We start from the raw sequence: 12,396 nt of genomic DNA, 5'->3' as shown, positions 1-12,396 counted from the left end.
TCTATTGGTATTAAATGTGATGCTATGATTTAGTACAGTTTTTCGTAATATTTTTGGGCAAACTTCAACCGGAGGTCTCTTAATTTGCCACTCAGGGATTCATCGAGTCTTTTGTCGTTCACCTTTAGTATAAATCCCCCAATGAGATCTTTGTCTATTTTCTCGACCAATTCCACGGTATCCAAGCCAGAAATTTCCTTGACGATATCCACGATCTCCTTTTTCAACTTATCGCTCAATGGAAAAGTCGTAGTCAGTTCAGCCACCTGAATACCTTTGTATTGGTTGTATTGCCTTTGGAACTCATTGGCAGTCTGCACCAAAACATCCGCTCTGTTTTTACTGGTTACCAGATCAAAAAACCTCATGGTGATAGGATCTGCACTTTTTCCGAAAAGGGATTTCAACACATTGTTTTTTTTGTCTGTGTTGACTATAGGGTTCCTTAAGATCAATACAAAATCTCTGTTTTGATCGGCGATCGTATGCAATTTCTGCATATCTTCCTTTATGGCTTCAAGTTTCCCCTTTTCTATGGCCAAGTCCAATAAAGATTTGGCATATCGGGTAGCTACCTTAATATCCGACATATCAATTTAACTTAAGGTCGTTGACCAACTCTTCGACATGTGCTTTTTGGGTGGCATCGTCAGCAAAGTTTTTCTTGAGTAATTTTTCTGCCACATTCAGTGAAAGCGTACCTACCTGTACCTTTAAATCCTCTAATGCGGCATGTTTTTCAGTCTCAATTACAGCTTTGGCATTTTCGATCATTTTTGCACCTTCCTGAATGGCTGATTGTTTGGCATCCTCGATCATTTGTGCTGAAACCTCATGTGCCTTTTGTAAGATAACATCTCTTTCGATCCGAGCCTCCTGAAGCAGTTTTTCATTTTCTGCCTTCAGATTTGCCATTTCATTTCGCGCTACCTCAGCAGACTTAAGCGCACCTTCTATGGTAAGCTCTCTTTCATCCAAGGCAGACAAAATAGGTTTCCAGGCAAATTTTGCCAGTAAAATCAAAAGAATGGAAAATCCTATGATTTGCCATATCACCAGTCCCGAACTCGGTAAGATAAGATCCATAACGTATTATTTTTTAAGGTCTATTTCTGTTTTGTTCAATTGAAAGAAATTAGGGAATCAGCCTAGCGCTGATCCCCGGATTTTTCTTAGAAAGTGTAATCACCCAAAGCAATCAGTAGACACACTACCACTGCAAACAGGGATACCACCTCGATAAGGGCAGCAATGATCAACATGGCAGTCTGGATTTTCCCAGCTGCTTCAGGTTGACGGGCGATGCCCTCCATGGCTTGACCACCGATTCTACCAATACCCAGACCTGCGCCTATCGCGACAATTCCGGCACCGATACCAGCACCCATAAGTGCAAAACCGGCAGATAACAAGATTGAAGTTAACATACGTGTTTATTATTTATAAATTGAACAAAGAAAATGCACTGAATTAATGATGCTCATGTTCTGCGACTGCCTGCCCAATGTACATAGCAGAAAACAGCGTAAACACATAAGCCTGAATAGTGGCCACAAGAAGTTCAATCAGGAGAATGAAAGTCACCATGACCGTACTGGCTAGCCCCACTGCATACGATTCGAATACGAAAATCAACCCAATGAAGCTCAGGATCACAATGTGACCTGCGGTAATGGCCACAAACAATCGGACCATTAAGGCGAAAGGTTTGGTGATGAAAGCCCCAAGAATTTCCACGGGCACCAAGATGGGAAGTATTGCCTTTGGTACTCCGGGTGTTGCAAAGATGTGCTTCCAGTATTCCCTATTTCCACTGAGGTTGGTTACCACCAAGGTGAAGATCGCAAGGGTAGCAGTTACAGCGATATTTCCAGTCAAGTTTGCAGCACCCGGCATCAATCCCATCAAGTTACCTATCCATATAAAGGCAAATATGGTCAACAAATAGGGGGTAAATTTCCTGTATTTGGGACCGATATTGGGCAAGGCTATTTCATCCCTGACAAAGATCACAATGGGCTCTACAAATGAGGCAATCCCTTTAGGTGGTGAGTTTGGATTGTTCTTATAATATTTTGCCGTGGACAACATGAGGTAAAGTACCACCAATATGACCAAAAAAAGCATGGCCACATTTTTGGTAATGGATAGCTCCACAAAGCTCCTCGATTTATCCTCAGCTTTCAGGTGGTCATGCTCATCAATATAGTACCCATTGTGTCCATATTCTTTGCCAAAAGCATGGGTGTCTGGATTTTGAAAGTTTTTGGAAGAGTAAACCTCTAATCCCCTGTCTTTGGAATATATGATCACCGGTAAAGGAAGCGTCACATGGGTATGCCCGAAAGTGGCAAAATGCCATTCGTGGGAATCCTTGACGTGATGCATGATAAAACCAGTTTTATCCTCTTCTTCTCCACTACCTGCGGCAGCGAAAGCGGGGGCTGAGCACATCAGCAAAACCACTGAAAATAAAACACTTAAGTGCAATAAATGACGCGTCATCAAACGGAATTTTAGGAACTTACTTTGAATGCGGGCGCAAATTAGTTATTAAGGCGTAGATATCAAACAATAAATACAACAAATAAACAACGAAGAAATTAACCACAAACAAAATTAAATTTTCCACCCCAAGGTAGAGAAGGACGCCAATAAAAACTATACTGGCCAAAAATCTTATTATTGTGCCCAAGAGCAGGATACTCGCAAAATTTTCTTTGCTTATTTTGATTAAATATTGAATCAATAGCCCAGAAAAAAGGGTGAGCAAACCATAAAACAAAATTATTTCCCAAAACTTGGTGTGAACCCATTCCGGCTTTAAAACTGATTGCATCAACCAGCCAATTAGAGCAATCAAGGATGTGAACAAAAAGAGTTTGAAATGGGTGGAATTTCTAATTTTCATGCCTTTCATTTAGAAGGCGCAAAATTATGACTTTTTGTTCCTGTTTTCTTGCTTTTCGTCATTTTTTATGGATCGGTATAACTGGTAAAACGCCAAAAAAATGGAAAGAAAACAAAATAGCAAAAGCCAGACAGGAAATCCCATTTGGCTTTTGGTCTGTATTTTAAATCCTATCCAGGTACCAATACCGATGACTGCACACATCTGAAATGCCAAACCAAAATATTTGATGTAGCTTGGCATGTTAAGTTAGACCAGCTCTTTTTCTCTGGCTTTTGGTTTTACCCCGTTGCTCTCGTGGGTTGGCTTATTACCGGTCATATTGCATTGTCCTATAAATACAGCTCCGTTTTCTACCACCAATTTTTTGGTGAAGATATCTCCTTCAATTTGGGCTGTTTTTTTAAGAAAAAGAATGTCTGAACAATTGATGACACCCTTGACATGTCCGGCTATTTCGGCCTCAGTAGCTGAAATGCTGCCGATTACTTTGGCAGATTCCCCGATAACAATTTTGTTTTTGGAATCAAGAGTACCCTCAAGTACTCCTTCAATTCTGATATTACCCTGTGTGATAATATCGCCTACGATTTTTGTCTCCTTCGCGATCAGGTTGCTTGAATTAACCATCTGGGCAACTGACTTTTTCTCTTCTGTTTTCGTGTTATTGAACATAACTAGTTAAAGGTTATAAATTCTTGGGGATTAAGCGGGTTTCCTTTGTACCACAATTCCAAATGCAGGTGCTGCCCAGTAGATTGTTCGCCGGTATTGCCGATAATAGAAATAATTTCTCCTCCGCTGACCACATCACCTATTGATTTCAATAATACAGAATTATGTTTATAAATGGAAATTAATTCATTAGAATGCTGGATACTGATCACATAACCGGTTTCCAAAGTCCAGCTGGCCAAGACCACGGTACCGTCAGCTATGGCCTTAACTGGCTCGTTGTCAGTAGCTACAACATCAATGCCAAGATGATTTGAGGTAGGCGAAAATGGGCTGGTGACGACACCTTTAACCGGTGGAAAAAAATAAGTGTCAATAAATGAAGTTCTACTCACCCTTCCCAAATTCAATTCCTCTATATTTACCGTTTCAAATTCGGCGATAATACTTTTGGTTGCTTCTCCGGATTTATAGAGGTCAATTTCTCTGTTCCCAGCCAAAGGCTCTACACTTTCGGGGCTTGACACCTCTTCCTCACCCGGATTTTCCCCAGCAATGATCCGTTTGATGTTGTTGAGGTAATGGTCTTTTGCTTTTACTTCCGTAAGCAGTGAATCCACCGTTTCCGATAAAGCATAAATTTTGGCCGTATTTTCAGTTTCTTGGAAAGCAGGGTCAAACCACTTGTTCAAGAGCGTTCGAGCCAAGAATAGTGATATGACAAAAGACACCATGAAAAATAGAATGAGCAAAAGACCGATTCTTTTTTTGGAAATGCTGAAAGAGGTAATGACAGAAAAATCCTCCTCCTTTCTGACTACAAAAAGGAATTTGGTCTCAATCCAGCTTTTTATCTTTCCTAAATTCAAGTGAGAGTTGGGTTATTAATGTTGGCCTTGCAAAAATAGAATATAAAATTGAAGCGTTTAAATATTTAAGTCAAAAGAACTAATTTAGGACTTTATTAATGTTGAATGGTGCTGAATAAAAAGCAAATCTTGTTTTTCTTAGTAATGGGTATATGGGTATTTTCCAGTTGTTCCTCTGAAAAAAATACCTTTACCAACAGGATGTTCCATAATGTAACGGCCAAGTACAATGCCTATTTTCTGGCCAGCCAAAAAATTGCAGAAGTGGAAAGAAGTATCGCTTTGGCCCACAAAGAGGACTATACTCAAATCCTTCCGGTATTTTACCCCATCGACAGTGCAGTGATTGAACAACAGGAAGCTGTGTTGGAAGAGGCAAGGGAAATGGCTTCCAAGGCAATTGATTGGCATCGAATCAGCAAATGGAAAGATGACAGCTATTTCCTTATTGGGTTGGTGGACTATTACAATGCGGAATTTGATGAAGCCATCAATACCTTTAAATACTTGAATGTCAACAGCAAGAAGGATGATATTCGCCACGCCGCACTTATTCAGCTTTTCCGAGCTTTCACAGACCTCAAAAAATATGAAGATGCCACTTATGTCGTGGATTTTCTTTCCAAGGAAACCAAAATCTCTGATGAGAACAGGCAAAAATTGTATAAGACCCTGGCCTATTATTACGAACAAAGGCAAGACAAAAATGGGTTGATTACCTCCTTGAACAGGGCCATAGAATTGACCAATGATGTCAAAGAAAAATCCAGAATCAATTTTATTTTGGGGCAACTGTATCAAAGGGAAGGTTTAGATGCCATTTCCTTCAATTTTTATCAGGAAGCATTAAAAGGTAATCCACCCTACGAGCGGACTTTTTTCGCGCAACTTTACTCTCAGCAGGTTGCCGAACTCAATAAAAGCAAAGACTTCAGAAAAGTCAGGAAATATTACGAAGACCTCTACAACAACAGTAAGAACAGGGCTTTGAGAGATGTGGTCCTGTTTGAAAGGGCCATGTTTGAAATTAATCAGGGAGAACTGGAAGAAGGAATAAGATTCCTCACTTTGGCAGCCAGAGAGGAAGGGGGCAACCCAAAGCAAAAGGCTTATATCTATCAGAAATTGGCTGAAATTGCCTACACGGATAAGAAGAATTATAGGGCTTCGAAATTTTATCTGGATAGTGCCCTGACCCATGTAAAGCAAGGTGACAATTTATATTTGGCTTTGAATGAAAGAAAAACTGTTCTGGACAACTATGTGCTTCATTATGATCGAATCTCCAAGAACGACAGCTTGATTGCTCTTTCAAAACTGAGCCCAGAGGAGCAGGAACTTGTCGCAGATGCATTTATATTAGCAGAAGAAGAAAGGTTGATGCGAGAAGCGGAAGAAAAAGCAACACCTCAACCCACCAACATCTTTAGTAACCTTTTGGCTTTCGGTGGAAGCTCGGGCGGGGGGTCTTCATTTTATTTTGACAATAGCCTGGCCATTCAGCAGGGAGCCATCGAGTTTTCAAGGATTTGGGGAAGCCGACGCTTACAAGACAACTGGCGGAGAGGTTCTTCCATGAACCTTGCCGTCACCGAAGAAGTCCCTCAAAACAGACCCGATTCAGCAACTGAAGTGGTGGATGACATTGAAGAAACCCCCTTGGCCTTGCCAGACAAGAATGACCTGTTGGCCAATATTCCCAGAACTCCAGCTGATATGGATATTCTTAACCAAGAATTGGAGGAATCTTATTTCGAATTGGGAAAGTTGCTGTTCTTTGACCTAAATGAACCCCAACTCACCATAGATTACTTAGAAAAATTCATCTCAAATTTTCCAACAAGTCTAAAAAAACCCGAGACGTATTATACCCTTTACTTGGCTCATAAAGATTTGGGCAGTGATTTTCAAAAATACAGCCTCTTATTGAATTCGGAATATCCTGGGTCTCCTTTTACTGCATCGATCAACAATCCAGACCTTGCTCCAAGTACTCAATCGAACAGAGTAGCCGCTTCTGCCTACAGGGAGGCCTATGAAAATTATGTCAATAAATCCTATGAAACATCCCGACAAATCATTAGGGGTGTACTGGAGAATTATCCCCTAACCCAACATACTGACAGGCTGTTGCTGTTGGACATCATGGTGGCTGGAAAAATTGAACCTCAGGAAATCTATCAGGAAAAACTGGAGGCTTATATCCAAACTACCAAAGACAAGGACCTAAACAACATGGCCAAAAAAATGTTGGCTGTAATTCTTGGAGAACCGGAGAGGGAAACCTTTGACTTAGTGGCAGAGTTGCCAATGCCAAATGAAGCTGACATTGAGGCAGCGGTTAATGCCACTTCAGAAGACCAGCCATCGGAAGAAGGGATTTACAAATTAAACCTTAACCTCACGCATATCTTTGTTTTGGTAATAGAACCTCAGGAGGCTTCTGCTGCCAAAAACCTAACCGGAGATCTTGAGAATTTTCACAGCCAAAGTTTTCCCAATGCCAGGTTAAGGACAGGAAATCTGTCATTTACCAGAGAACAAACCATCATTATTGTGAGCCCATTCTCCAATGCAGAAAGAGCACTTAGCTATCAAAAAACCTTCTTAGCAAATTTTAACCCTCAAGGCGTCGGTGCTGAATTTAAAAAGAATACTTTTGTAATTTCCATAGAAAATTTCCAACAACTCAATAAAAGAAAGAATCTGGCCGAATATTTGGTTTTTTATTCCAGATCCTATAAATAAGCTTATGCCAAAGAAAACTTCGCCGAAAAAAAACACCTCTTCGGGATCCAACCTCATCAAGTATGCTTGGTACACCTTCATTTCCCTCATTCTGGCCCTGATTATATTCATCTGGTCTGTGAGTGTCAACTTTTTGGGCTTGTATGGAAATCTGCCGGATTTCAAAGCCCTGGAGAACCCTAGAAGTGAACTTGCTTCTGAACTGTATTCCGCAGATGGTGTACAGCTGGGAAAATACTACCGGGAAAACAGGACTCCGGTCACTTACAATGAACTTTCAAAAAATCTCGTCAATGCTTTGATTGCTACGGAAGACATCCGTTTTGAAAAACATTCTGGCATAGATCCCCAAGGATTACTTCGGGTATTGTTCAAGTCAATCCTACTGGGCCAAAGCAGTTCTGGAGGAGGAAGTACTTTAAGTCAGCAAACTGCCAAAAACCTATTCAAAACAAGAACATCAGCTTCTCAGGGATTGCTAAGCAATGTTCCCGGATTGAGGATGCTGATCATCAAAACCAAAGAATGGATTGTAGCTACCCAATTGGAGCGCTCCTATACCAAAGATGAAATAATTACCCTTTACCTGAATACTTCGGAATATGGAAGCAATGCTTACGGGATAAAAACAGCCGCCAAGACTTTTTTTAACAAAGAACCCATGGATCTTAACGTCCAGGAATCTGCTACTTTGGTAGGCTTGTTCAAAGCACCGAGTTATTACAGCCCGGTATTCAATCCGGAAAATTCCCTGAGGAGAAGAAACACTGTTTTGGGTCAAATGAGAAAGTACGGGTACTTGAATGATGTTGAATATGATTCCATCATGGCCGAACCCTTGGCTTTGGATTATTTGGTTGAGAGCCACAACAAAGGTCTTGCTCAATATTTCCGAGAAATCATCAAAGCGGATTTACTTCAATGGACCAAAGAAAGTCTCAAACCAGATGGGACACCTTATGATTTGTTTGCTGATGGGCTGAAGATCTACACCACCATAGATAGCCGCCTTCAAAAATATGCAGAAGAAGCCGTGGATGAATCCATGCGCGAATTACAAAAAAGGTTTGACCAGGAAACTGGAAACAGGGTGCCTTGGATAGACAGTCAGGGAAGACCTATTCAGAATTTCCTAGAAACTGCTGTGAAAAGAACAGAAGCATACCGTGTATACAGAACGAGATATGGGGCCGATTCTGACTCTTTACAGATCAAATTGAATGAAAAGAAACCCATGAGGGTATTTTCATGGGATAAAGGGGAAATAGATACATTGATGAGCACAATGGATTCCCTTTACCATTATAAAAAACATCTTCAGACAGGATTTGTGTCTGTTGATCCGAAAACAGGCCATGTGAAAGCCTGGGTAGGAGGCATCAATCAAAAGCATTTCAAATATGACCATGTCAAACAAGGAAGAAGACAACCCGGCTCTACTTTTAAGGCATTTGTGTATGCAGCAGCTGTGGAGAACGGATATGGTCCATGCTACACGGTCATAGACCAGCCTGTTGAAGTCAATATACCCGGTCAGCCTACCTGGAGCCCCAGAAATTCTGATAATAAATTTTCCTACGAAAGAATGACCATCAGAAAAGCAATGGCTCAATCCATCAACTCTGTGACCGCTTACATGATGAAGAAGCTGAGCCCAAAACTGGTAGTGGAGACAGCTCACAGGTTAGGAATTACCAGCGAATTGGATGAGGTGCCGGCCTTGGCTTTGGGAACAAGCGATGTATCTATTTATGAGATGGTAGGTGCTTTTGGGACCTTTGCCAACCAAGGAGAACACATCACTCCTTTTTATATCGATAGGATTGAAGACAGCAATGGCAATCTGCTGCATCAATTCACCCCAAGGAAAAAGCCTGCCATGAGTGAAGAACATGCTTATATCATGTTGCATATGCTAAAAGGTGGATTTGAAGAACAGTCAGGAACCAGCCAAGGAGTACCCTGGTCGCTTAGGGATGAAGGCAACGAATTGGGAGGAAAAACCGGTACCACTCAGAATGCTTCCGATGGCTGGTACATCGGGGTGAGCAAGGATTTGGTAAGTGGCGCATGGGTAGGTGGTGATGATCGAGCCATTCACTTCAGAAACTGGGGAAGTGGCCAAGGTTCCCGAACTGCAAGACCCATTTGGATCAAATACATGACCAAAGTCTACGCCGATGCAAGTTTGGGCATTACCAAAGGTCCATTCCCGAAACCGGAGCGGCCACTTAGCATAGATCTGGATTGTGAAAGGTATAAAATGGATGAGAGTCCTTTTCAGGATTATGATTATGATACCAGAAAAAATGATTTTTAATTGGGATTTTCCAATGGGTTGTATATTTTCAAACAGCTAAAAACCCTAATATGAACACAGAGCAAAAAAACAACCTAGAGGCAGAAATAAATCAATTGAAAAGCACCCTTACCGGAAATATGTTCACCGATATGGAGATCAGAGACAAGATCCATAATTTACAGATGCAACTGGAAGGGACCAAGCCCATTGACAGCCATTTTGATTGCTTTGGCTGCGGAAGTTAATTTCTCATTCTTAAATTGAAAAGACAGGTTTTTTTAAGTCCCTCTTTGGGCTTTGCAAAACCTGTCTTTTCCATGCATGTCTTTTAAAAGCTCAATGTTTTGATAACCCAATAGGCGTAAGACTTCAGTCAACTGTGCACCTAGCGCCTCGTTGATTTCAAAATACAGCTTTCCGTTTGGTTTTAGGGCTTTATTGGCTTTTTTTCCTATTTCCCTGTAAAACTTAAGGGGATCATCATCTGGAACGAACAGTGCCAATTCTGGTTCATGGTTGATTACGTTCCTGTGCATGGCCTCTTTTTCCATTTCCCTCACATACGGGGGGTTGCTAACGATGATATCCAAATCAGTTCCAGGAAGAGAATCCCTCAATACATCTCTAAGGTAAAATATAACCGGCAACTGGTGAAAAAAGGCATTTTGAGAGGCTATCTGGAGCGCCTCCAGACTAACATCCATGGAAAATACCTGCGCTTTGTCCATTTCTTTGGCCAATGTAATCGGAATACATCCTGACCCAGTTCCAATTTCCAATATCTTCAAATTGCTTTCGCGATTTTCTTTGATGATCATGTCCACCAACTCCTCAGTTTCCCCTCTCGGAATCAGTACTGAAGGGTCTACTTTGAAAAGGTGACCGTAAAAATAAGCTTTACCCAATATATATTGAATTGGTTCTCCCTCAAGCAGCCGCTTGAAGGCCGCTTCGAATTCCATGGTATTTTCGGGGAGGACGGGGTTCTGGGCAAAATCCTTTTTATCGACTCCCAAAAGTTCAGAAAAGAGCCAAAGAACCAAGGCATCCGCTTCTCCTTCTGGATATAGATCTTTTAATTTGATTTTGTATTCTTCAAAAAGGCTTCTGGCATTCATAAAAGATATTAATTCATAACAGTTGGCTTTGGCAAAGTAGGAATTTTTCTTGAAAAAATCCCAATTGATAATACAAAACTTCTAGTTAACAAGCATTGTTGAAAATTGATCTGCTTTCAGTAGAAATTTTAGGTGACTTTGAACACTGAGTCCTTTCTTAAATATTTTTTTTTAATTTTAACCCCCATGAACAAGCCATACATTGTAGGAATCACCGGTGGTAGTGCGTCTGGAAAAACCCTTTTTCTTGAAAAATTATTGAACTCTTTTGAATCCAGTCAAATTTGTCTGATTTCGCAGGACAATTATTACAAAGCAAGGCATCTCCAACCTATCGATGACAAAGGAGTTCATAATTTTGATACACCTCATTCCATAGATTTCGAACAGTATGCGGAAGATATTCGACAAATTCAAAAAGGAAAAACCATTACCCGTCAGGAATATACCTTCAACAACCCCAATAAAACCCCTAAAATTTTATCTTTCAGTCCTGCCCCTGTAGTGGTAGTGGAGGGGATATTTGTGCTGTACTATCCAGAATTGGCTGATCTTTTGGACCTGAAGATTTTTATCGATGCCAAAGATTATATCAAGTTGAAGCGTAGGATCGTGAGGGACAAGGTGGAGCGAGGTTATGATCTAGATGATGTGCTTTACCGGTATGAAAAGCATGTCATGCCCACCTACGAAAAATACATAGAGCCCTTTAAGCATGATGCTGACATCATCATTCCCAACAATCGGAGTTTTGAAAAGGCTTTGGAAGTAATCAAAACCTATCTAAAGGCTAAGACTTCCGCAAAGCCAAAAATACAATAAGTCTGTTCTGCCTTGAGAACAGGCTTATTGATTCATCGCTTAATTATCGATTAGGCCAATTTCCCCACAAAGAACAATGTCCTCCGTTGTCCGTTCCAAAAAGTTGACGTTGTACCCCAGTATAATTGGCATTCATCACAGCTCTTGGTGAAATTTGAAGTCCTCCATTTTTTTAAAGAACCCGGTCCCAAAATGCTCTTGGCTTAGACCGTGACCCATTTCATGAAGTGCAACAGTTTCCAAATCAAGATTCAATCCATCAGTTCTCCAAGGAAAGTTGTCATTATAGTATATCTCTCTTAGAGCAACGTCAAGCTTCCCATCATTGTTGGTATCTATGTTTTCCCCAGGGGTTGTATCTACTAAAAGAAATGTAAAAGTTAAACATTGAGTGTTCCGACAAACATCGCTTTTCTGTAAATGTTTAGTTTAGCTTTGTGTTTAAATGGGTAGACCAGTTTTGGCTACAGTGGTATATCGTTAACAAAGACTTCTCTATTGTGAAAAGCATTAAATATATGCTTGATAATTGTGCTAGAAAACGTGAAAAATCCTATATTTGCAGTCGATGAAAAACAATCAAAGACATAATGGCCTGAATAAGAAGAGGTTTAGCCTCTTTTTGGTGCTGATGTTGTGTTTTTTCGTCAGCGGTTTAGAGTATCATCCCGCGCTTGACACTACCCCTTCGGTAGAAGATTCTCAATCTGGTTCTGAAGAAAATGAGGTACCAGGGTTTTTCTTGAATGCAGCTTCTGATGCCATTGTTCCTTTTGTAACCAATTTGGCTACTGCTGTTCTTCATTTCATTTATGAGGTCAAGCCTGTCGAAACGTTAAATTATTTCTTTGAAATTGATTTTGGGCCACAAAATAGCCAATTTATACAGATACTTTTTGAGCGGATAATATCTACCAACGCTCCATAATTCAACAAACCACCACAGAGTAA

The 12,396-nt window shown here is 40.7% G+C and carries 14 protein-coding genes; 5 read left to right on the top strand and 9 right to left on the bottom strand.

The features are described 5' to 3' along the window. Positions 1-29: 29 nt before the first annotated feature. The 8 genes from atpH to H1A14_RS09475 form a co-directional block, all read right to left on the bottom strand. The gene (gene atpH, locus H1A14_RS09510; RefSeq protein ID WP_194776023.1) at positions 30-590 is read right to left on the bottom strand and encodes an ATP synthase F1 subunit delta; all 561 of its coding nucleotides are present in this window, start codon (positions 588-590) and stop codon (positions 30-32) included. A 1-nt stretch (position 591) separates the two neighbouring features. Then, a complete protein-coding gene (gene atpF / locus H1A14_RS09505; RefSeq protein WP_194776022.1) occupies positions 592-1,086 on the bottom strand; it encodes a F0F1 ATP synthase subunit B in 495 nt (164 codons plus the stop codon). An 86-nt stretch (positions 1,087-1,172) separates the two neighbouring features. Beyond that, positions 1,173-1,427 (bottom strand): ATP synthase F0 subunit C, encoded by a 255-nt coding sequence (gene atpE, locus H1A14_RS09500; protein WP_009186014.1) that lies wholly within the window; start codon positions 1,425-1,427, stop codon positions 1,173-1,175. Between the two features lie 43 nt (positions 1,428-1,470). Continuing rightward, positions 1,471-2,505 carry a F0F1 ATP synthase subunit A gene (atpB, locus tag H1A14_RS09495; protein ID WP_194776021.1) on the bottom strand — a complete coding sequence of 345 codons (1,035 nt, stop codon included), beginning with the start codon at positions 2,503-2,505 and terminating at the stop codon, positions 1,471-1,473. Positions 2,506-2,524: 19 nt separating this feature from the next. Further along, positions 2,525-2,911 (bottom strand): hypothetical protein, encoded by a 387-nt coding sequence (locus H1A14_RS09490; RefSeq protein ID WP_228527708.1) that lies wholly within the window; start codon positions 2,909-2,911, stop codon positions 2,525-2,527. 24 nt (positions 2,912-2,935) lie between these two features. Then, on the bottom strand, positions 2,936-3,115 hold the full coding sequence (locus tag H1A14_RS09485) for an AtpZ/AtpI family protein (protein WP_394355329.1): 180 nt from the start codon (positions 3,113-3,115) through the stop codon (positions 2,936-2,938). A 45-nt stretch (positions 3,116-3,160) separates the two neighbouring features. Further along, on the bottom strand, positions 3,161-3,586 hold the full coding sequence (locus tag H1A14_RS09480; protein ID WP_194776018.1) for a bactofilin family protein: 426 nt from the start codon (positions 3,584-3,586) through the stop codon (positions 3,161-3,163). A 2-nt stretch (positions 3,587-3,588) separates the two neighbouring features. Further along, positions 3,589-4,455, bottom strand: coding sequence for a M23 family metallopeptidase (locus H1A14_RS09475; protein ID WP_194776017.1), 867 nt, complete (start codon positions 4,453-4,455; stop codon positions 3,589-3,591). Positions 4,456-4,560: 105 nt separating this feature from the next. On the opposite strand from H1A14_RS09475, the gene porW reads away from it, so the two are divergent. Genes porW through H1A14_RS09460 form a run of 3 tightly spaced genes read left to right on the top strand, consistent with a single transcriptional unit; the run spans position 4,561 to position 9,750 of the window. Next, positions 4,561-7,203, top strand: coding sequence for a type IX secretion system periplasmic lipoprotein PorW/SprE (gene porW / locus H1A14_RS09470; protein ID WP_449406499.1), 2,643 nt, complete (start codon positions 4,561-4,563; stop codon positions 7,201-7,203). A gap of 4 nt (positions 7,204-7,207) precedes the next feature. Further along, on the top strand, positions 7,208-9,523 hold the full coding sequence (locus H1A14_RS09465) for a penicillin-binding protein 1A (protein ID WP_194776016.1): 2,316 nt from the start codon (positions 7,208-7,210) through the stop codon (positions 9,521-9,523). A gap of 50 nt (positions 9,524-9,573) precedes the next feature. Continuing rightward, positions 9,574-9,750, top strand: a complete 177-nt coding sequence (locus H1A14_RS09460) for a hypothetical protein (RefSeq protein WP_194776015.1) — start codon at positions 9,574-9,576, stop codon at positions 9,748-9,750. Between the two features lie 33 nt (positions 9,751-9,783). Here H1A14_RS09460 and prmC read toward each other — a convergent pair whose 3' ends face one another. Further along, on the bottom strand, positions 9,784-10,623 hold the full coding sequence (prmC, locus tag H1A14_RS09455) for a peptide chain release factor N(5)-glutamine methyltransferase (protein ID WP_194776014.1): 840 nt from the start codon (positions 10,621-10,623) through the stop codon (positions 9,784-9,786). A gap of 186 nt (positions 10,624-10,809) precedes the next feature. Here prmC and udk point away from each other — a divergent pair, with 186 nt between their 5' ends. Both udk and H1A14_RS09445 read left to right on the top strand, forming a co-directional pair. Next, positions 10,810-11,445: a uridine kinase gene (gene udk / locus H1A14_RS09450; RefSeq protein ID WP_194776013.1), complete on the top strand. Its 636-nt coding sequence runs from the start codon at positions 10,810-10,812 to the stop codon at positions 11,443-11,445. A gap of 568 nt (positions 11,446-12,013) precedes the next feature. Next, positions 12,014-12,373 carry a hypothetical protein gene (locus H1A14_RS09445; RefSeq protein WP_194776012.1) on the top strand — a complete coding sequence of 120 codons (360 nt, stop codon included), beginning with the start codon at positions 12,014-12,016 and terminating at the stop codon, positions 12,371-12,373. Positions 12,374-12,396: the final 23 nt, after the last annotated feature.

It is taken from the genome of Pararhodonellum marinum, assembly GCF_015354735.1.
Lineage (GTDB): Bacteria > Bacteroidota > Bacteroidia > Cytophagales > Cyclobacteriaceae > Pararhodonellum > Pararhodonellum marinum.
This window is presented reverse-complemented; position numbering and strand designations above follow the sequence as displayed.

Coding starts and splice junctions, on each gene's coding strand:
- prmC (WP_194776014.1), bottom strand. CDS start 10,623: ATGAATGCCAGAAGCCTTTTTGAAGAATACAAAATCAAATTAAAAGAT.
- porW (WP_449406499.1), top strand. CDS start 4,561: ATGGTGCTGAATAAAAAGCAAATCTTGTTTTTCTTAGTAATGGGTATA.
- H1A14_RS09465 (WP_194776016.1), top strand. CDS start 7,208: ATGCCAAAGAAAACTTCGCCGAAAAAAAACACCTCTTCGGGATCCAAC.
- udk (WP_194776013.1), top strand. CDS start 10,810: ATGAACAAGCCATACATTGTAGGAATCACCGGTGGTAGTGCGTCTGGA.
- H1A14_RS09480 (WP_194776018.1), bottom strand. CDS start 3,586: ATGTTCAATAACACGAAAACAGAAGAGAAAAAGTCAGTTGCCCAGATG.
- H1A14_RS09460 (WP_194776015.1), top strand. CDS start 9,574: ATGAACACAGAGCAAAAAAACAACCTAGAGGCAGAAATAAATCAATTG.
- atpE (WP_009186014.1), bottom strand. CDS start 1,427: ATGTTAACTTCAATCTTGTTATCTGCCGGTTTTGCACTTATGGGTGCT.
- atpB (WP_194776021.1), bottom strand. CDS start 2,505: ATGACGCGTCATTTATTGCACTTAAGTGTTTTATTTTCAGTGGTTTTG.
- H1A14_RS09490 (WP_228527708.1), bottom strand. CDS start 2,911: ATGAAAATTAGAAATTCCACCCATTTCAAACTCTTTTTGTTCACATCC.
- H1A14_RS09485 (WP_394355329.1), bottom strand. CDS start 3,115: ATGTGTGCAGTCATCGGTATTGGTACCTGGATAGGATTTAAAATACAG.
- atpH (WP_194776023.1), bottom strand. CDS start 590: ATGTCGGATATTAAGGTAGCTACCCGATATGCCAAATCTTTATTGGAC.
- atpF (WP_194776022.1), bottom strand. CDS start 1,086: ATGGATCTTATCTTACCGAGTTCGGGACTGGTGATATGGCAAATCATA.
- H1A14_RS09445 (WP_194776012.1), top strand. CDS start 12,014: ATGAAAAACAATCAAAGACATAATGGCCTGAATAAGAAGAGGTTTAGC.